The organism is Rhodococcus triatomae, from assembly GCF_014217785.1.
GTDB classification, from domain to species: Bacteria; Actinomycetota; Actinomycetes; order Mycobacteriales; family Mycobacteriaceae; genus Rhodococcus_F; species Rhodococcus_F triatomae.
On sequence record NZ_CP048814.1, the window covers coordinates 62,562 to 81,268 of the forward strand.

The window sequence follows — 18,707 nt, forward strand, 5'->3', positions numbered from 1 at the left end:
AAACCCCAGCGGAACCCAGGGAGAACCTGGACCGGATCCGGTTACCCGAGCGCTCCGGTGTCACCCCGAGGGATCATCCGGACACACTCGCGTCCAACAGCGTACGCGTCCGGAGTTCAGCTGGGCAAACCCACCCCGATCCGCGCCTCTACTCTGTCATCCGTGACCACTCCACCGCCACCTGATTCCGACAATTCCGACGAGAAACTCGCCGCCGACCGTCATGCGGGCGCGGAGAGCCTCCTCGGCACCGCCCACGCCGGACGGGCCCGACTGGACTCCGCGGCGAGCGAACGGGCGAGTCGTTCGTGGTGGGATGCCGACGCCGACGACTACCACCGCACGCACGGGGAGTTCCTGGGAGTGGATTCGACCGCCGGCGAGTTCGTGTGGTGCCCGGAGGGGCTGCACGAGGGCGACCATCACCTGCTCGGGGACGTGGCGGGCAAGGACGTCCTCGAGGTCGGCTGCGGATCGGCCCCGTGTTCGCGCTGGCTGGCGACGCAGGGAGCCCGGCCTGTCGGACTCGATCTGTCCCTGGCCATGCTCGAGCGGGGCGTCGCCGCCATGCGGGGCGACACGGCGGCGGTGCCGCTGGTGCAGGCGAACGCCGAGTCACTCCCCTTCGCGGATGCCAGCTTCGACCTCGCCTGTTCGGCTTTTGGTGCGGTTCCGTTCGTTGCGGATTCTGCCCTGGTGATGAGAGAGGTCGCCCGAGTACTGCGCCCCGGCGGGCGGTGGGTCTTCGCCGTGAACCACCCGATCCGGTGGATCTTCCCCGACGACCCGGGCCCGGACGGCCTCACCGCGACACTCTCCTACTTCGATCGCACGCCCTACGTCGAGACGGACGCCGACGGCGTGCCCACCTACGTCGAGCACCACCGAACCCTCGGCGACCGGGTGCGCGAGATCGTCGCCGCGGGCCTCGAACTCCACGACCTCGTCGAACCCGAGTGGCCGGAATGGTCGGACCGGGAGTGGGGGCAGTGGAGTCCCCTGCGCGGCGCACTCTTCCCGGGAACCGCGATCTTCAGCTGCCGTAAGCCCGGCTGAGTGCCCCTCGGCAGTTCCGATCGGCCCGGGCGGTCACAGCAGGTTCGACAGGAACGCCCGGGTCCGCTCGTGCGTCGGCGTGCTCATGACCTCGCGCGGATCGCCCGACTCGACGACGACCCCGCCGTCCATGAACACCAGCCGGTCGGCCACTTCGCGGGCGAAGCCCATCTCGTGGGTGACGACCACCATCGTCATTCCGTCGGCGGCGAGTTTCTTCATGACCGCGAGGACCTCACCCACCAGTTCCGGGTCCAGCGCCGACGTGGGCTCGTCGAAGAGCATGAGCTTGGGGTCCATCGCGAGTGCCCGCGCGATCGCGACGCGCTGCTGCTGCCCGCCCGACAACTGCGCCGGGTACGCGTCGGCCTTGTCACCGAGTCCGACCTGGTCCAACAGGGCACGGGCTCGCTCGACCGCGTCCGCCTTGCGCACCTTCTTCACCTGGATCGGCGCTTCCGCCACGTTCTCGAGCGCGGTCCGGTGCGGGAACAGGTTGAAGTGCTGGAACACCATTCCGATGTCGCGACGCTGCCGAGCCGCCACCCGCGGGTGCAGCTCGTGCAGCTTGTCGCCGCGCTCCTCGTATCCGACGAGGGTGCCGTCGACGTACAGGCGCCCGGCGTCGACCCGCTCGAGGTGATTGATGCAGCGCAGGAACGTCGACTTGCCGGACCCCGAGGGACCGATCAGGCAGGTGACCTCTCCCCTACCCACCTCGAGGCTCACCCCGCGCAGCACCTGCAGGGCGCCGTAGCTCTTACAGACGCGATCCGCCTGCACCATCGGCGTCATCGACGCTCACCTCCGGACGTCCCGGATCCGCCCGCGGACCCTGCCGACGCAGCCGCCGCCTGCGCGTCGGCGAGTGCCTGCAACTGACGGGCGGTGAGCTGACGGCTCACGCCCTTGGAGTAGTAGCGCTCCAGGTAGAACTGGCCGACCATCAGGATGCTGGTGATCGCGAGGTACCAGGTCGCCGCGACGAGAAGCAGCGGGATCGGCTGGAAGTTGGCGCCGGAGATGTCCCGTGCCCGCCCGTACAGTTCCAGGCTGTACGGAATGGCCGCCACGAGCGACGTCGTCTTGAGCATGCTGATCAGCTCGTTGCCGGTGGGCGGAATGATCACCCGCATCGCCTGTGGCAACACGGTGCGCCGCATCGTCTGCGCCCACGACATGCCCAGCGCCTTCGACGCCTCGGTCTGGCCCTCGGGGACCGAACTCACGCCCGCACGCACGATCTCGGCCATGTACGCGGCCTCGTTGAGACCCAGGCCGATCACCGCGAACAGGAACGCCGCACTGATTCCCTGCAGGTCGATGTGCACGAACTGGTGCACGAACGGAATACCCAGGTCGAGTTGCTTGTAGATGGAAGGGAACAGCCCCCAGAACACCAGTTGCACGTAGACGGGCGTGCCGCGGAACACCCAGAGGTAGACCCACGCCGTCGCGCGCAGCACCGGATTCGGGGACAACCGCATCACCGCGAGGACCACACCGAGCACGATCGCGATGGTCATGGCGAGGACGGTGAGCTGCACCGTCTTCCACGCCGCCGCGGTGATCCGGCGATCGAAGAGGTACTGCGCGTACACGTCCCAGCGGTACGCCTCGTTCGTCGCGGCGCCGTACACGAACAGGCCACCGAGGACGACAATCACCACCGCGGCGATCCATCGACCCGGCCGACGCAGCGGCACGGCGCGGATCACGTCGGGCGGGGCACCGGTCCGGTCGCCGGCCGAATCCGTTCTGTCGGTCATCACTGCCCTCTCGTCAGCTCACCGCGGCATTGATCAACGATGTGGCGATCATGCCGTCCTCGAGTTCCCACCGCTCGGCGATCTCGCCGTACGCGCCGGAGTCGATGAGATGCTGGGCCGCCTGCTGGATCACCGGTCCCAGCGGCGACCCCTTCGCGACCACCCAGCCGTACGGCGCCGCGTCGAAGACCGGTCCGGCGCTCTCGATGCGCTCCTCGCTGCGGGCGATCGCGTAGGCGGTCACCGGAGAATCCGACGACAGCGCATCGACCCGGCCCAGGATCAGTGCGTTGGTGGCCTCGTCCTGACTGTCGTACTTGATCTTCTCGATCGGTGGGAGCCCCGCCGCCTCACAGGCCTCGCTCTTGGCCGGGATCTCCTCGATGTCCTCGATCGTGGTGGTCTGCACCGCGACGCGGAGTCCGCACGCGTTCTCGGGATCGACCGGCTCACCCACCCGCTGCGCCCACTGGATCCCGGCGCTGTAGTAGGTCACGAAGTCCACCGTCTCCTCGCGTTCCTTCGTGTCGGTGAACGAGGACGACCCCATGTCGTAGGTGCCGGCCTGCACGGCCGGGATGATGCGATCGAAGTCCGCCTCGTTGACGACGATGTCGAGCCCCAGCACGTCGCCCAGCGCGTGCAGCAACTCCACCGTGAACCCCACGATGGTGCCGTCGTCGTCCTTGAACTCGTTCGGCGCATACGGGGTGTTGACCCCGACCTGGAGCCGGCCGGAGGCCGCGATCCGCTCGGGCAGCTGCGCCGCGATCTCCGGCACGACCTCCGCACGGACGGGCTCGCCGGGCGGGACGAGTGCCTCGGTGTTGGTCATGCACGCAGTCGCCGCGACGGAGAGCAGGGCGGCGCCGACGACCGCCGTCAGGCGGCGGCGGACGCGGAATCGGGTCGGGACGGCGAGGGGCACAGTTCGAGCACTCTAACGCCAGACCCCGCCGATCTCCGCATCGGAAGAGGAAGTCACCATCGCACGGTGCGGGCCTCGACCACCTCGGTGAACTCGGATGTCGAGGCGAGACCACCCAGGTCCGCGGTGGCGACTCCCGATTCCACCGTGGCGACCACCGCCTGCCTTACCCGGCGAGCCGCAGTCGACAGCCGGCGGTCGTCGTGGCGGTCGGAGAGCCAGTCGAGCAGCATCGCCGCCGAGAGCATCAGTGCGGTGGGGTTCGCCCGATTGCGCCCCGCGATGTCCGGGGCCGCCCCGTGCGCCGCCTGCGCCATGGCCTGGTGCTCGGACGTGTTGAGCGACGGCGCGGTGCCGAGCGAACCGGACAGTTCCGCAGACAGGTCCGACAGGATGTCACCGAACATGTTCTCGGTGACGACGACATCGAAATCGGCTCCCCGCCGGACCAGGTGGGCGGCCATGGCGTCGACGTGGAAGTCGTCCACCTCGACGTCCGGGTACTGCCCGCCGACCTCACGGCAGACGTCGCGGAACAACCCCGTCGTCAACGAGAGGACGTTGGCCTTGTGGACGATCGTGACCCTGCGGCGCCGACGGCGGGCCAGCGCGAACGCCGAGTGTGCGATCCGCTCGCACGCCGCTCGGGTGAACACACCCACGGCCAGTGCGATGTCGGGCGTGGGCATGAACTCTCCACTGCCGACGGCCATGTTCCGATCCGCGTACAGCCCCTCGGTGTTCTCCCGCACGATCACCAGGTCCATTCCGGGCACCATCGCGGCCACTCCCGGCAGCGCGGCCGCCGGACGGATATTCGCGAACAGGTCGAAACGCTTACGCACCACCCCGCCGGGCGTCAGCGTGCCGCGGAAGGGATCGGGATAGGCCGCGCTGTCGTGCGGCCCCAGCACCCAGCCCTCGAGCCCGGCGAGAGCCTCCACGGTCTCCTCCGGGATCGGTGTCCCCCGACGCTCGATCGCGTCGAGTCCCAGTTCCAGGGGTACCCACTCGATCGCCACCCCGGACGCCTTCGCCGCCGATGTCACCACCCGCCGAGTCGCGGGCACGATCTCGTGCCCGATCCCGTCTCCGGTCATCACGCCGATGCGCACGGAGTCGCCCGCCTGCCCTGCTGTCCCCGTCTGCCCTGCCGTTGCGGACTGTGCTGTCATGCCGCAATCATTACCCACCATGGTCCAGTCGGTGGAACTGCTCGTCGACGCGGACACGGACGCCGCGGTCCGGGCCGAGTGGCGGACGCTGTGGGACGCCGGGCTTCCCAGCCTCGCCCGGGTCTCGGCGGTCTCGAATCGGCCCCACATCACCCTGTTCGTCGCGCGGGACATCCCCGCCGAGGTGGACGAATCACTCGTCCGCGCGCTCGGCGCGGCAGACTTCCCCGTGACGCTGGGCGGACTTCTGCTGTTCGGCGGCCGGCACGTGACGCTGGCCCGCGCGGTGGTTCCCAGTCGCCGTCTCCTCACCCTGCACCGGCAAGTATGGGATCTCGCCTCGCCCCACCTCGACGTTCCCGCTCACATCGCTCCCGGGCAGTGGACTCCACACGTGACCCTCAGCCGCAGGCTGGCCGCCTCCGACCTGCCCGAGGCCCTCCGACTGATCGATCGCCCCGAGATTCGTGGCCACGCCATGGGGTTGCGGCGCTGGGACGGTGACGCCAAGCGGGAGTGGGCCCTCACTCTTCCCCCGTGACGCCCGTCGGATGTCCGGCGATGCCCGCCTGGTGAGCAGGATCCCGGCGATCACCACCGTCGCGCCCGCCGGCTGGTTCCACGAGATCCGCTCGCCGAGAACCGTTGCACCGAGCGCGACTCCCACGATCGGGGTCAGATAGGTGACAGTGGAGGCGGCAGTCGGACCCCAGCCACGCACGACGTTGGTGTTCCAGACGAACGCGAGGCCGGATCCGACCACGCCGAGCGCGAGTATCGCCGCCGCCACCGCCGGCGTGAGGTGCACCGGCGTCGCGGCCACGGCCGGCGCCGCGGACAGCAGGATCCCGGCGGCGATCGCGGTCTGCAGGAATGCCACCGTCGGGGCCCCGACACCGCGGACGAGGACGAACCTACGCAGATAGACGAGCGCGACACCGTAGGACGCGGTGGCACCCAGGCACGCGACCTGCGCGCTGATGCTGCCGCCCCACTCGACCGACCACGGCGCCAGCACCACGACCACGCCACCGAAGCCCAGGAGGAGGCCCGCGATCTTGCCCGGCGTCGAACGTTCGCCGGGCAGGAACGCCAGCGCGACGGCCATCGTCATCAACGGCGTGGTCGCGTTGTAGATGCTCGCCAGACCCGAGCTGATGCTCTGCTGCGCCCAGCTGAAGAGTAGCCAGGGAAGCAGGCACTGGGTGACCGCGAGAACGGTCATGTGCCACCACACCATCGGGTCGCGGGGCAATGCGTTGCGGCGAGCGAGCAGCACCAGCGCAAGCGTGGCGGCACCGAGCAGCAAGCGGCCGAGCACGACCTGGGTGGGCGACATGCCCCCGAGCCCGATCGAGACGAACAGGAAGCTGGACCCCCACGCCAGGGCGGCGCCTGCGTACTGGAGCGGCAGCGATACCCGGGCGCGCGACGGACCCGTCACACCCGGTAGTCACCGTGCTGGGTGACCTCGCGGTGGGTGTCCGGGGTGCGGCCCGTGAGTACCAGCACGTCCAGGATCAGGAGAACGAGGAGGAACACGAGCAGAGTTGTCATGTATCGAGCGTCGTGCGCAACGAGCCCCGCGAACAGTGGCTGAAAAGACATTCAAGAGAAGATTTCTGCCACGGACTGCGTCATACTGATCCCATGCTGCAGAAAGTCGTCGCCCCCCTGCTCCCCCTCACCGAGGCGTTCGAACTCGGGGTGGTGTGCGAGGTGTTCGGGTTCGACCGGACCGACGACGGGCTCCCCCGCTACGACTTCACCCTGGTCGCCGGGTCCCCCGATCCCGTCACGACCCGGTTCGGCTACTCGATCGACGTGCCCTACGACCTCGATGCCCTCGACGACGCGGACCTGATCGTCGTGCCGGCCGGCGGAACCTCGGTGGGCGTCACCGGCGCGTCGGTGTGCTCCACCGAACCTCCCCGACTCGAGCCCCTGTTCGAGAAGCTGCGCGCCGCCACCGCCCGCGGCGCCCGGGTCGCGAGCCTGTGCACCGGAGCGTTCGTCCTGGGCGCCGCCGGACTGCTCGACGGACGTCGGTGCACCACGCACTGGCGGCACGCGGACGAACTCGCGGCTCGCCATCCCACCGCGCGGGTCGATCCGGACGTGCTCTACATCGACGACGACCCCGTGCTCACCAGCGCGGGGACCTCGGCCGGGATCGACCTGTGCCTGCACATCGTCCGCAAGGAGCAGGGCAGCGCGGTCGCCAACGGCATCGCCCGGCGCATGGTCGTACCACCACATCGAGACGGGGGCCAGGCCCAGTACGTCGCGATGCCACTGCCTGCCTGCACCGACGACTCGCTCGCTCCGCTGCTGGACTGGATCTCCGCGCATCTCGGCGGCGACCTCGACGTCACCGCGCTCGCCGAGAAGGCGAACATGTCCGGCCGGACCTTCGCCCGCCGATTCCAGGCGGAGACCGGCACCACACCGGCGCGGTGGATCGCCGACCAGCGCGTACTCGCAGCGCAGGGCCTTCTCGAGACCACCGACCTGCCTGTGGAACTCGTCGCCGACCGAGTGGGTTTCGGCAGCGCCGCAGTGATGCGCGCACACTTCGTCCGGCTGCGGCGCACCACCCCCCAGGCCTATCGGCGCACGTTCCGGCAGATGGAGCCCACGGCCTGACGGCGCGCCGGGTCCACGGCCTGACAGCGGATCGGGTCTCGGGAAGAATCGGATGCACGGCGGTGTTGATTCCACAAGATCGTCAGCCAACGAAAGGAACTCCGTGGCCACCCAGACACTGACTCAGCAGAACTTCGACGACGTCGTGACCGGCAACGATGTCGTCCTCGTCGACTTCTGGGCGTCCTGGTGCGGTCCGTGCCGCTCGTTCGCCCCGACCTACGAGGCCTCCTCGGAGACGCACCCCGACGTCGTCCACGGCAAGGTGGACACCGAGGCGGAGCAGTCGATCGCCGCAGCCGCCAACATCCGCTCGATTCCGACCATCATGGCGTTCCGCGAGGGCGTACTGGTGTTCAACCAGGCCGGTGCCCTCCCCCCGGCCGCGCTCGAGGATCTGGTGACCCAGGTCAAGGCGCTCGACATGGACGAGGTCCGCAAGCAGATCGCCCAGCAGCAGGGCGACGCCTAGAGGATTCGGCTGCCGCTGGGCTACCGAGCGCTGGGCTACCGAGCGCTGGGCCACCGAGCGCTGGGACGCCGAGCGCTCCGCCGACCCGCGACGTCGCCGCCACGTCAGTGCGCGGCGGCGTCCCAACTCCGTCCGGTCCCGACCGAGACCTCGAGCGGCACCGAGAGCTCGATGGCCGAGGACATCTCGTCCCGCAGCAGCTTCTCCACCTGCTCCCGCTCCCCGGGGGCCACCTCGAGCACCAATTCGTCGTGGACCTGGAGCAGCATCCGCGAACGCAGTTCCGCTGAGACCAGTGCCTTGCGCACGTTGATCATCGCCACCTTGATGATGTCGGCCGCGGTGCCCTGGATCGGCGCGTTGAGCGCGGCCCGCTCGGCGACTTCCCGGCGCTGACGGTTGTCGCTGTTGAGATCCGGCAGATAGCGCCGGCGGCCGTAGAGGGTCTCGGTGTAGCCGTCCTTGCGGGCCTTCTCGACCACCTCACGAAGATAGTCGCGCACCCCACCGAAGCGGGAGAAGTAGGCGTCCATCTGCTCGCGCGCCTCTTCGGTCGAGATCTTGAGCTGCGCCGCGAGGCCGAAGGCGCTCAGCCCGTACGCGAGGCCGTACGACATCGCCTTCACCCGTCGCCGCAGCTCCGGGGTGACCTCCTCGATGGGAACACCGAAGGCGCGGGCACCGACGAAGCTGTGCAGGTCCTCTCCCGTGTTGAACGCCTCGATCAGCCCCTCGTCGCCGGACACGTGGGCCATGATCCGCATCTCGATCTGGCTGTAGTCGGCGGTGAGGAGTGTCTCGAACCCCTCGCCGACGACGAACCCGTCCCGGATCTGGCGGCCGGCATCGGTGCGCACGGGGATGTTCTGCAGGTTCGGCTCGGTCGACGACAGCCGTCCCGTCGCCGCGACCGTCTGGTTGAACGTGGTGTGGATCCGGCCGTCATCGGCGACGGTCTTGAGCAGCCCGTCCACGGTCACCTTCAGGCGCGTGGCATCTCGGTGTGCCAGCAGGTGTTCGAGGAAGGGGTGCCCCGTCTTCTCGAACAACCCCTGGAGCGCCTCGGCGTCCGTCGTGTAGCCGGTCTTGGTCTTCTTCGTCTTCGGCATGCCGAGTTCGTCGAACAGCACGACCTGCAGCTGCTTCGGCGAGCCGAGGTTGATCTGCTTGTCGATCACGCCGTAGGCCGACTCCGCGGCATCGGTCACCAGCGACGCGAAGGTGCTCTGCAGATCGTGCAGGTGCGCTCCGTCGACGGCGATTCCGGTGGCCTCCATCTCGGCGAGCACCCCGAGGAGGGGAAGCTCCATGTCGGCGAGCAGCGATCGGGACTCGATGGCGTCGAGTTCCTCGTCCAGGGCCGCGGCGAGATCGAGAACCGCCCGGGCCGAGAGGATCTGGGTCTCGGCGACCTTCGCGTCCGCCTCGTCCTCGTCGTCCAGCAGCGACAGCTGCTGCTGCCCCGTGTCCTCCACGCGGAGTTCACGTTTGAGGTAGCGCAGCGACAGGTCGTCGAGCGCGAACGTGCGCTGGCCCGGCCGCACCAGATACGCCGCGAGAGCCGTGTCGCTGGTGAGCCCACCCAAGGTCCAGCCCCGGCCGCGCAGCGCGTGCATCGCCCACTTCGCCTCGTGCAGCGCCTTCGGCTGCGCGGGATCGGCGAGCCACTCACCGAGGGCTTGCTCGTCGTCCGGAGTCAGGTCCGAGGTGGAGACGTAGGCGCCTTCACCGTCGGGGGCCGCGATCGCGACCGCGGTGGCATCGCCGTTGTAGGGCGAACGCGAACCCACGACCGCGACGCCGTGCCGTTGCCCACTGGCCGCGTGCTCGCCCAGCCATGCGGCGACGGTGCCGGGTGCGAGGGTGCCACCACGCACCTCGAACCCTTCCTCCGCCTCCGGTTCCGGGGCTGCGAGGGTCGCGAACAGCCGGTCACGCAGCACCTTGAACTCGAGGTCGTCGAACAGCGAGTGGATCTTCTCCCGGTCCCACTGGGCGAGGCCGAGCTGATCCGGCGTGTACGGCAGAGCCACGTCACGGATCATCTCGGTGAGTTCCCGGTTGAGCAGCACGCTCGGGAGGTTCTCGCGCAGCGCGTCGCCGACCTTGCCCCGCACCTTGTCCACGTTGTCGACGAGCCCCACGAGCGAGCCGTACTCACGAATCCACTTGCTCGCCGTCTTCTCCCCCACCCCGGGAATACCCGGCAGGTTGTCCGACGGATCACCCCGGAGGGCCGCGTAGTCCGGGTACTGCGACGGGGTCAGCCCGTACTTCTCCTCGACGGCCTCGGGAGTGAACCTGGTCAGGTCCGACACCCCCTTGCGCGGGTACAACACGGTGACGTCGTCGTTGACCAGCTGGAGCGAATCACGATCGCCGGTGACGATGAGGACGCGGTACCCGAGGGCCTGCGCCTGAGTGGCCAGCGTGGCGATGATGTCGTCGGCCTCGTAGCCCTCGATCGCCATGACCGGGATGCCGAGCGCGCCGAGCACGTCCTTCGTGACGTCGATCTGGCCGCGGAACTCGTCGGGCGCGCTGGCGCGATTCGCCTTGTAGTCGGCGAACATCTCGGCGCGGAAGGTCTTGCGCGAGACGTCGAAGGCCGCACCGACATGGGTCGGATTCTCGTCGCGCAGCAGATTGATGAGCATCGAGGTGAAGCCGTAGACCGCGTTGGTCGTCTGCCCACTCTGTGTCTTGAAGTTCTCCGCGGGCAACGCGTAGAACGCCCGGAACGCCAACGAGTGCCCGTCCAGGAGCAGCAGCGTCGGCCGGTCGCCTGCGGCGGCACCGGAAGCGGAGTCACCGGGGGCGAGAGTGTCGACAGGTTCGGGGGGCGTGGTTGCGGGGCTCACGGTCGTCCAGTCTAGGGAGCGCAGCCGACAGCCACGACGCGCAGCACCGATCGACCCGACGAACTCGGCCCCTCGCGCTTCGATACGCAACCGAAACTTGCCGGAAATCGCAGAACCGCCGATCGAACGATTTCAGCCGCTAGAGTCCGACCACCCACGTCGTCGCGGACGGGTTCGTCCGGCGCGCCGAGGGTGTGTCGTCACTACTGATCCGGAGGACCTGCGTGGCTTCAACCTCGACGGAGCGGCGTGGCAGCGTGCCCGCCGTCCGGCACGTCGGCCGCACCCTGACCATCGTCCTGTTCGGGCTCTTCTCGGCCTTCCTGTCGGCCGGGCTCGCGTTCGGTCAGCCACCGGCGCCACCTGATCCACCGCCCACCGACACGCTCGTACGGGTGAGCGGCAGCCTCAACAACGCGGGTGAGCGCCTCGAAGGAGTGACGGTGCGCGCCGTCGACTCCGACGGCGACGAGGTCGCCACCGCCGAATCCGCGACGGGTGGGCGCTGGGAACTCGAAGTGCCCCCCGGCTCCTACACGTTCGAGGTCGACGAGGACACGCTGCCCGACGAGGTGTCGGTGCAGTCGTCCGTCGACCGCGAGGTCGCGTCCGGTCGCACCAACACGGTCATCTTCTCCTTCGGCGAGGCGCGGACCGGCACCAGCGTCGAATGGTGGGAGCGGTTGCTCCGCCTGACGGTGGACGGGCTGCGGTTCGGTCTCGTCATCGCCATCGCCGGTGTGGGCCTGAGCCTGATCTTCGGAACCACGGGCCTGACCAACTTCGCGCACGGCGAACTCGTCACGCTCGGCGCGGTCGCCGCCTGGGTGTTCAACGTCAGCTTCGGTATTCAACTGATCCCGGCAACGCTTCTTGCGATCGTGGTCGGTATCGGCATCGGGTTGCTCAACAACGCCGCGGTGTGGAAACCACTGCGAAAACGCAGAACCGGACTCATCCAGCAGCTGGTCGTGTCGATCGGCATCGCGATCGCGCTGCGCTACCTGATCCTCATCTTCTTCTCCGACCGCTCGGAGCCGTTCGACGACTACCAGGCGCAGGTCGAGCGGCAGTGGGGACCGATCAGCATCACCGACTCCAACCTCGTCACGATCGGCGTGAGCCTGGTCGTCCTCCTCGGTGTCGCGCTGCTGCTGCAGAAGACCAGGATCGGCAAGGCCATGCGGGCGGTCGCGGACAACCGTGATCTGGCCGCCTCCTCCGGTATCAACGTCGAACGCGTGATCATGTTCGTCTGGGGCCTCGGCGGCGGGCTCGCCGCACTCGGCGGGGTCCTGTTCGGCTTGTCGGAGCTCGGTGGCCGGGTCCAGTGGGAGATGGGCTTCAAGCTGCTGCTGCTCATGTTCGCCGGCATCACGCTCGGTGGTCTCGGCACCGCGTACGGGGCACTGCTCGGTTGCGTGATCGTGGGTCTGCTCGTGCAGCTGTCGACGCTGGTCATCAATCCCGATCTCAAGTACATCGGAGGATTGCTCATCTTGATCGTCATCCTCGTCGTCCGGCCTCAGGGCATTCTCGGCTCCCGACAGAGAGTGGGGTGATCGCGATGGACGTCATCGGTGCGCTCCAGGTCTCGTTCGCGCAGTTGATCGGCCCGTCGGCCATCTTCTACGCGCTGCTCGCCATCGGCCTCAACCTGCACTTCGGCTATGCGGGCCTGTTGAACTTCGGCCAGATCGGTTTCGCGCTCCTCGGCGGCTACGGCGTCGGCATCATGACGATCACGTATCAGCAACCGCTGTGGCTGGGTGTGCTCGTCGGCCTCGCCGCCGCAGGTCTGCTCGCCGTCGTCCTCGGTATCCCGACACTGCGACTACGAGCCGACTATCTGGCGATCGTGACGATCGCGGCCTCCGAAGTGCTCAGACTCGTGTTCCGGTCCACCGCTTCCGATTCGGTGACCGGATCCACCAACGGGCTGTACGGGTTCGCCGACCCCTTCTTCCGCTACAGTCCGTTCGATTCCGGCCGCCAGTACTCGCTGCTCGGCGTGCGGTTCTACGGCGACGACCTGTGGGCGATGGTGGTGGGCTGGACCCTGGTGCTGGTCCTGTGCGGGTTCGTCTACCTGCTCATCCACAGCCCCTGGGGTCGCGTCCTCAAGGCGGTCCGGGAGGACGAGGACGCGGCTCGCTCGCTGGGCAAGAACGTCTTCGTCTACAAGCTGCAGGCCCTGGTCCTCGGCGGCATGATCGGCGGGCTCGGCGGCGTGTTCAACGCGCTGCAGACGAAGTCGATCAACCCCGACTTCTACTCCACCGCGCAGACGTTCTTCGCGTTCGGCGCCCTGATCCTCGGCGGTGCCGCCACCGTGTTCGGTCCCGTCGTCGGCGCCATGCTCTTCTGGTTCCTGCTCGCGATCCCCGATGCTCTGCTCCGCCAGGCGATCTCCGGTCCCGACCCGCTGCTCTCGCTCACCGAACAGCAGGTGGGCGCCATGCGGTTCGTCCTGCTCGGCCTGATGATCGCCCTGCTCATGGTGTTCCGACCACAGGGCATACTCGGTAACAAGAGGGAGGTGCAGCTCAATGTCTGACCATCCCGTGCCGTCCGACCATCCCGTGTCCGGCGCTCACCCCTCGTCGAGCGCGGAAACCGCCTCGGCGGTCCGCACCGCGCTGTTCGCCAGCGTCCCCAACGAGCCGGGCGTTGCCAAACCCGACCCGATCCTTGTGGTCGACCAGGTCTCCCGCACGTTCGGCGGGCTCAAGGCGGTGGACGTCGCCCACCTCGAGATCCAGCGCGGATCCATCACCGGCCTCATCGGGCCCAACGGTGCCGGGAAGACCACCCTGTTCAATCTGCTCACCGGCTTCGACCGCCCGGACACCGGGACCTGGTCGATGGACGGACGTGACCTGGGCCGGATGTATCCGCACCAGGTCGCCCGCACCGGGGTGGTACGCACGTTCCAGCTCACCAAGGCGCTCTCCAAACTGTCGGTGCTCGACAACGTCCGGCTCGGGGCACGCGGCCAGACCGGGGAGCGGATGCTCACCAGCCTGCTGCCCTGGACGTGGCGGGCACAGGAGCGGGAGATCACCGAGCGGGCTCACTCGCTGCTGACACGCTTCAAGCTGGACGCCAAGGCGAACGATCTCGCCGGCTCCCTGTCCGGCGGTCAGCGCAAGCTGCTGGAGATGGCTCGTGCCCTCATGACGGACCCGACGGTGGTGATGCTGGACGAGCCGATGGCAGGCGTGAACCCGGCGCTGACGCAGAGCTTGCTCGGTCACGTGAAGTCGCTGCGCGACGACGGAATGACCGTGGTGTTCGTCGAACACGACATGGACGTCATCCGCGACATCAGCGACTGGGTGGTCGTGATGGCGCAGGGTTCGGTGATCGCCGAGTCCGCCCCGGCGGATCTGGCGTCGAACAATGCCGTCGTCGACGCCTACCTGGGTAGCCACCACGATCAGGCACTCGAGTTCGACGACGAGGGCAATCCGGTCGGGGCGACGGCCGAGCTGGCCCAGGTCCTCGAGGAGGCCGAGGTCGAGACCCTCGAGGCCGGTGGCGACCTCTCCGAACCCGACATCGACGAGCTGAGGAGAGATCGATGACCGATTCCCCCACGTCCGGCCGGCCGACGTCGGAACCGACCCCCGCGGAACTGGCCGCCACTCCGGCAGAACACGCCAAGCTCGCCGAGGGCGCCCTGGTCCGCGCGGACGGCCTGGTCGCCGGGTACATCCCCGGCGTCGACATCCTGCGCGACTGCAACTTCTTCCTCCGGGACGGCGAGATCGTCGGCATCATCGGACCGAACGGGGCGGGAAAGTCCACCCTGCTCAAGACGCTGTTCGGGCTCATTCCGGTGCGCGAGGGATCGGTCCGGCTGCGCGGCGACGACATCACGTCCGCTCCCGCCCACATCCTGGTGCAGAAGGGTGTCGGGTACGTACCGCAGACCCAGAACGTCTTTCCCTCGCTCACCATCGAGGAGAACCTCGAGATGGGGATCTATCTGCGGCCCAAGAAGTTCGCCGAGCGATACGCCTTCGTGAGCGACCTGTTCCCGTTGCTGTCCGAACGGCGCAAGGTCAAAGCCGGTGCTCTGTCCGGCGGCGAGCGTCAGATGGTGGCGATGGGCCGGGCGCTGATGATGGACCCGAAGGTACTGCTCCTCGACGAGCCGTCGGCGGGCCTGTCCCCGATGTTCCAGGACGAAGTGTTCATCCGATGCAAGGCCATCAACGCCGCCGGGGTGTCCGTGATCATGGTCGAGCAGAACGCCCGACGGTGTCTACAGATCTGCGATCGGGGCTACGTCCTGGATCAGGGCCGCAACGCCTACACCGACACCGGGCGCCGACTGATGAACGACCCCAAGGTGATCGAGCTGTATCTGGGCACCCTGGCGGGCAGCGGCGAGAAGAAGTGACCTGACACCGGCCGCTCACTCGCCGCACACGAATACGCCGTCGTGGAGCAGCGGCACCGACCGACTCGCTGCCGCCTCCGCCGCGATCTCGACGTCGCCGGTGTATCCGGCCGCGATCAGCTCGCGCCCGGATGCGCAGTCGCGCAGTGTGTCCGGGACATCGGTGGTGATCGCGCGCCATGCCGCCACCGCGGCTCTCGCCTCGGGTGAGGAACCGGAACTCGCCTCGCCCGCCCCGAGTCGGTCCAGTACGTAGCCGGCGCCCCACAGGTCTTCGACAGCGGGGCGCAGCGCTCCGTCCGGCCACCTCTCCCCCGCGGCCACGACGGCCACCGTTGCCCCCGGAGCGTGGTGGGCGATCCACTCGGCCACCGCGGGAGCGTTCCGCAGGCAGGCGGCCACGCAGTGTCCGGCCCGATCCGCCAGGGCCGCCGCGATGGTCGAGCCGTTCGGCGACGGCAGGACGAGGCGTTTCGGCGAGGGTGACGCCGAGCGGAGCGTCCCCGGCGACAGGCTGATTCCGTCGTCTCCCGCCTGACTGCGCCCGACCGCCAGTGCCGCTCCGGCACGCCGGGCCGCATCCGCGGCACCGCCGTCGTCCCATCGGTACGGGATCACCTCGGTCCCGATGTCCAGCGCCACCGACACCGTCGTGCTGAAGGACAGGACATCCACCACCACCGCGACATCCACACCGGGCGCCACCGCCTCGGCACCGACCAGCCCCCAGTCGAACCGAATCCGGTACTCGCCCTGCCGATGCGCCTCGTTCATCCCGCGATCCTGCCACGTGGGGAAGCCCGGGCAGGTCACCGAACGGCGAATGATTCGCTGAAACAGCACGTGGCCCGGGGCTCGAAAGCCCCGGGCCACGCCGTGTTCAGTTCAGTGCCGTGTTCAGCTCCGAAGGTCAGCCACCGACCACGATGAAGTCCTCGGTGGTGAGGGTGTTCTGGTCGTCGAAGACGAGCTTGCCGTAGGAACCGATGGACGGCTCGCCCGCATCGGTGAAGTCGAGCTTGCCGGTGATGCCGTCGTAGTCGATGTCGGTACCGGCCTGCACGAGCGGAAGGCACTCGGCGTACGACGTGCACACGGTGCCGTCCTTGGTGACGCTGTTGATGTTCGCGGCGATGTCGCGGCCGGCGGTGGACTGTGCCTGCTCCGCGGCCAAGGCCGTGACGATCACGGCGTCGTAGGACTCACCGGCGTAGTTGAAGTCGATGAGCGTGGGGTTCACTGCGGTGAGACGCTGCTGGAACTCGGCGCCGACATCGGTCAGCGGCGTCGTGCCCTGCATGGTGTCGAGCAGCGGCGTCGCCACCGACTCGCCGAGCGCGTTACCCATGTTGCCGTCGACGCCGTACACGGCCATGCCGTCAGCCGGGCCGATACCCACCTCGTGCATGCGGGTGATGATCTTCGCGGACTCCTCGAATCCGATGACCGCCACCGCATCCGGCGCGAAGTTCTTGATGTCGTCGATCTCGGCGTTGAACGACTGGGCGTTGGGGTCGTAGATGATCTTCTGCACCTGATCGCTCGGAATGCCCGCCTCGGTGAGGTTGTCCTCGAGGTTGGCGGCGAGGCCGGTGCCGTACGGGTCGTTCATCGCGAGGATGGACACGCGCTGCGCACCGTCGTCGGAGATCAACTGCGCGAGGGCCTGTGCCTGGAGGACGTCGGTGGGCGCGGTGCGGAAGTACTGCCCCTTGTCCGGGTAGCAGACGAACTGATCGGAAGTGTTTGCCGGGGAGAACATCACGACGCCCGCACTGGTGATCTTGTCGATGACCTTCAGCGAGACCGACGACGAGGCGGCACCGATGATCGCCTGGGTGCCGGCGGCCAGCTGACGGTCGACCGTCGCGTTCGCGGTATCCGTGGTGGTGTCGCCCGAGTCGCCGGGTATGAGCTCGACCGGCTGACCGAGGACGCCCCCGGCCTCGTTGACGTCGTTGATCGCCAGCTGCGCACCGGCCACCATCGGCGGGCCGAGGAATGCGAGGCTGCCGGTGTCGGGCAGGAGAGTGCCGACCTTGAGCGGCGTGGTGACCGGAGTGTCCCCGGGCGTCGCCTCTTCGGGAGTGCAGTCGGTGGACACCGTCGTCTCGCCCGCCGCCGTGGTGGTGTCACCGGCAGCCGAGGAGTCGTCGTTGTCCGAGGTACACGCCGCGAGTGCGAGGGAGGCCGCACCGAGTACCGCGGCGGCGCGAACGAGGGACCGTCTAGCCATCCGAACTCTCCTAACGTCAGCAGAATGCCGACACCGCACCGCGGTGGCAGCTGTGGGAGAGAACGGTAGCCGCATATACGCTTTCGCGAATGCCGGAGAACGCCTCGTGACCTGACTGTGACGTTGGGGGACCCAGACTTAACGTGCCCGTAGCGAATCGACCCGGCAGTCACTCCTCGGGCGACCCGGCAGTCACTCCTCGGGCGACCCGGCAGTCACTCCTCGGGCGACCCGCCCAGGGTCTCTATGACGATCTCCGCGACCGCCTTCATCGTCGACCGACGGTCCATCGCGGCGCGCTGGACCCAGCGGAACGCCTCCGGCTCGGTCATCGCCTGCTTCTCCATGAGAATGCCCTTGGCTCGCTCGACCAGCTTGCGCGTCTCGAGCCGATCGGACATCTCGGTGACCTCACGCTCGAGCGCGGTGATCTCCTTGAACCGGCTGGTCGCCAGTTCGACGGCGGGCACCAGGTCGGCGATCGAGAACGGCTTCACCAGGTACGCCATCGCACCCGCGTCCCGGGCCCGCTCGACCAGCTCGCGCTGGCTGAATGCGGTGAGGATCACCACGGGTGCGATCCGCTTGGCAGCGATCTCGGACGCGGCGTCGATACCGTCCCGGCGAGGCATCTTCACGTCCATGATGACCAGGTCAGGGTTCAGTTCCAGCGCCAGTTCGACGGCGACCTGGCCGTCGCCGGCCTCCCCGACCACGTCGTACCCTTCCTCGCGCAGCATCTCCACCAGATCGAGCCGAATCAGCGCCTCGTCCTCCGCCACGAGCACACGCGTGGGCTGCGCCACCACCTGCGGTTCGGGTGCGTTCATGGGCACCATCCTCCTCTGCTGGACGCCCCGATGCCGGGCGTGAACGTTAGAAGGGTACCGGTGGTTGACTCCCGGCAACGATCTTCTAGAGTTGTCTCCGCACCGCGGGCCGGCCCCGCACGCCCTCGTATCCCAATTGGCAGAGGAAACGGATTCAAAACCCGTACAGTGTGAGTTCGAGTCTCACCGAGGGCACTCCCGATACTCACCGCTGGAAGCCGGCCCCACCGCACCTGGCAGGTCCGCGACCGCACCGGAAGTCCGCATCCGGTCCGCATGAGCCGCAGCCTGCCCAGACGTCCCGGATCATCCCATCCGACGTGTAC

The 18,707-nt window shown here is 68.3% G+C and carries 16 protein-coding genes, 1 tRNA gene and 1 pseudogene; 9 read left to right on the plus strand and 9 right to left on the minus strand.

The annotated features are described in order from the left end of the window. Nucleotides 1-162 precede the first annotated feature (162 nt). Complete coding sequence (locus G4H71_RS00295) at nt 163-1,056, plus strand: class I SAM-dependent methyltransferase (protein WP_072739958.1); 894 nt, start codon at nt 163-165, stop codon at nt 1,054-1,056. A gap of 33 nt (nt 1,057-1,089) precedes the next feature. On the opposite strand, the gene G4H71_RS00300 is transcribed toward G4H71_RS00295, so the two are convergent. From G4H71_RS00300 to G4H71_RS00315, 4 genes are all read right to left on the minus strand, one after another. Further along, entirely contained in the window at nt 1,090-1,851 is a 762-nt protein-coding gene (locus G4H71_RS00300; RefSeq protein WP_072739959.1) for an amino acid ABC transporter ATP-binding protein, read from the minus strand. Next, nucleotides 1,848-2,825, minus strand: a complete 978-nt coding sequence (locus G4H71_RS00305; protein ID WP_072739960.1) for an amino acid ABC transporter permease — start codon at nt 2,823-2,825, stop codon at nt 1,848-1,850. Before G4H71_RS00305 ends, G4H71_RS00300 begins: the two co-directional genes overlap by 4 nt. 13 nt (nt 2,826-2,838) lie before the next feature. Beyond that, a complete protein-coding gene (locus G4H71_RS00310; protein WP_083342896.1) occupies nt 2,839-3,660 on the minus strand; it encodes an ABC transporter substrate-binding protein in 822 nt (273 codons plus the stop codon). Nucleotides 3,661-3,806: 146 nt separating this feature from the next. Next, nucleotides 3,807-4,853, minus strand: a complete 1,047-nt coding sequence (locus G4H71_RS00315; RefSeq protein ID WP_072739980.1) for an isocitrate/isopropylmalate dehydrogenase family protein — start codon at nt 4,851-4,853, stop codon at nt 3,807-3,809. A gap of 94 nt (nt 4,854-4,947) precedes the next feature. Between G4H71_RS00315 and G4H71_RS22455 the strand changes: the two genes are divergently transcribed. Continuing rightward, nucleotides 4,948-5,469: a 2'-5' RNA ligase family protein gene (locus G4H71_RS22455; RefSeq protein WP_072739981.1), complete on the plus strand. Its 522-nt coding sequence runs from the start codon at nt 4,948-4,950 to the stop codon at nt 5,467-5,469. Between the two features lie 18 nt (nt 5,470-5,487). Here G4H71_RS22455 and G4H71_RS00320 read toward each other — a convergent pair. Beyond that, nucleotides 5,488-6,372: pseudogene (locus G4H71_RS00320) on the minus strand (DMT family transporter); the annotation flags it as partial. Between the two features lie 206 nt (nt 6,373-6,578). On the opposite strand from G4H71_RS00320, the gene G4H71_RS00325 reads away from it, so the two are divergent. Both G4H71_RS00325 and trxA read left to right on the plus strand, forming a co-directional pair. Beyond that, on the plus strand, nt 6,579-7,574 hold the full coding sequence (locus G4H71_RS00325; RefSeq protein ID WP_072739962.1) for a GlxA family transcriptional regulator: 996 nt from the start codon (nt 6,579-6,581) through the stop codon (nt 7,572-7,574). A gap of 103 nt (nt 7,575-7,677) precedes the next feature. Next, nucleotides 7,678-8,046, plus strand: coding sequence for a thioredoxin (gene trxA, locus G4H71_RS00330; protein ID WP_072739963.1), 369 nt, complete (start codon nt 7,678-7,680; stop codon nt 8,044-8,046). Nucleotides 8,047-8,150: 104 nt separating this feature from the next. On the opposite strand, the gene polA is transcribed toward trxA, so the two are convergent. Next, the gene (gene polA / locus G4H71_RS00335) at nt 8,151-10,907 is read right to left on the minus strand and encodes a DNA polymerase I (protein WP_072739964.1); all 2,757 of its coding nucleotides are present in this window, start codon (nt 10,905-10,907) and stop codon (nt 8,151-8,153) included. Between the two features lie 224 nt (nt 10,908-11,131). On the opposite strand from polA, the gene G4H71_RS00340 reads away from it, so the two are divergent. From G4H71_RS00340 to G4H71_RS00355, 4 genes are read left to right on the plus strand one after another with little or no spacing between them, the layout of a single operon-like run. Continuing rightward, a complete protein-coding gene (locus tag G4H71_RS00340; RefSeq protein ID WP_083342858.1) occupies nt 11,132-12,469 on the plus strand; it encodes a branched-chain amino acid ABC transporter permease in 1,338 nt (445 codons plus the stop codon). 5 nt (nt 12,470-12,474) lie between these two features. Next, nucleotides 12,475-13,464, plus strand: coding sequence for a branched-chain amino acid ABC transporter permease (locus G4H71_RS00345; RefSeq protein ID WP_072739982.1), 990 nt, complete (start codon nt 12,475-12,477; stop codon nt 13,462-13,464). After that, nucleotides 13,457-14,494, plus strand: coding sequence for an ABC transporter ATP-binding protein (locus G4H71_RS00350; RefSeq protein ID WP_083342859.1), 1,038 nt, complete (start codon nt 13,457-13,459; stop codon nt 14,492-14,494). Before G4H71_RS00345 ends, G4H71_RS00350 begins: the two co-directional genes overlap by 8 nt. Next, entirely contained in the window at nt 14,491-15,315 is an 825-nt protein-coding gene (locus tag G4H71_RS00355; protein ID WP_072739965.1) for an ABC transporter ATP-binding protein, read from the plus strand. Before G4H71_RS00350 ends, G4H71_RS00355 begins: the two co-directional genes overlap by 4 nt. A 15-nt stretch (nt 15,316-15,330) precedes the next feature. On the opposite strand, the gene G4H71_RS00360 is transcribed toward G4H71_RS00355, so the two are convergent. The 3 genes from G4H71_RS00360 to G4H71_RS00370 all read right to left on the minus strand — a co-directional run bounded on the left by G4H71_RS00360 (nt 15,331) and on the right by G4H71_RS00370 (nt 18,390). Further along, on the minus strand, nt 15,331-16,089 hold the full coding sequence (locus tag G4H71_RS00360; protein WP_072739985.1) for a 2-phosphosulfolactate phosphatase: 759 nt from the start codon (nt 16,087-16,089) through the stop codon (nt 15,331-15,333). Between the two features lie 136 nt (nt 16,090-16,225). Next, nucleotides 16,226-17,551 (minus strand): ABC transporter substrate-binding protein, encoded by a 1,326-nt coding sequence (locus tag G4H71_RS00365; RefSeq protein WP_072739966.1) that lies wholly within the window; start codon nt 17,549-17,551, stop codon nt 16,226-16,228. A 215-nt stretch (nt 17,552-17,766) separates the two neighbouring features. Then, nucleotides 17,767-18,390: an ANTAR domain-containing response regulator gene (locus G4H71_RS00370; protein ID WP_139183149.1), complete on the minus strand. Its 624-nt coding sequence runs from the start codon at nt 18,388-18,390 to the stop codon at nt 17,767-17,769. A 112-nt stretch (nt 18,391-18,502) separates the two neighbouring features. Here G4H71_RS00370 and G4H71_RS00375 point away from each other — a divergent pair. Continuing rightward, a tRNA-Leu gene (locus G4H71_RS00375) sits at nt 18,503-18,576 on the plus strand. Nucleotides 18,577-18,707: the final 131 nt, after the last annotated feature.

Excerpts from the sequence above, each read along its gene's own strand:
- G4H71_RS22455 (WP_072739981.1), top strand. The coding sequence starts at position 4,948 with ATGGTCCAGTCGGTGGAACTGCTCGTCGACGCGGACACGGACGCCGCG.
- G4H71_RS00325 (WP_072739962.1), top strand. The coding sequence starts at position 6,579 with ATGCTGCAGAAAGTCGTCGCCCCCCTGCTCCCCCTCACCGAGGCGTTC.
- G4H71_RS00345 (WP_072739982.1), top strand. The coding sequence starts at position 12,475 with ATGGACGTCATCGGTGCGCTCCAGGTCTCGTTCGCGCAGTTGATCGGC.
- G4H71_RS00355 (WP_072739965.1), top strand. The coding sequence starts at position 14,491 with ATGACCGATTCCCCCACGTCCGGCCGGCCGACGTCGGAACCGACCCCC.
- G4H71_RS00350 (WP_083342859.1), top strand. The coding sequence starts at position 13,457 with ATGTCTGACCATCCCGTGCCGTCCGACCATCCCGTGTCCGGCGCTCAC.
- G4H71_RS00370 (WP_139183149.1), bottom strand. The coding sequence starts at position 18,390 with ATGGTGCCCATGAACGCACCCGAACCGCAGGTGGTGGCGCAGCCCACG.
- G4H71_RS00310 (WP_083342896.1), bottom strand. The coding sequence starts at position 3,660 with ATGACCAACACCGAGGCACTCGTCCCGCCCGGCGAGCCCGTCCGTGCG.
- G4H71_RS00315 (WP_072739980.1), bottom strand. The coding sequence starts at position 4,853 with ATGACCGGAGACGGGATCGGGCACGAGATCGTGCCCGCGACTCGGCGG.
- G4H71_RS00300 (WP_072739959.1), bottom strand. The coding sequence starts at position 1,851 with ATGACGCCGATGGTGCAGGCGGATCGCGTCTGTAAGAGCTACGGCGCC.
- G4H71_RS00305 (WP_072739960.1), bottom strand. The coding sequence starts at position 2,825 with ATGACCGACAGAACGGATTCGGCCGGCGACCGGACCGGTGCCCCGCCC.
- G4H71_RS00360 (WP_072739985.1), bottom strand. The coding sequence starts at position 16,089 with ATGAACGAGGCGCATCGGCAGGGCGAGTACCGGATTCGGTTCGACTGG.
- G4H71_RS00365 (WP_072739966.1), bottom strand. The coding sequence starts at position 17,551 with ATGGCTAGACGGTCCCTCGTTCGCGCCGCCGCGGTACTCGGTGCGGCC.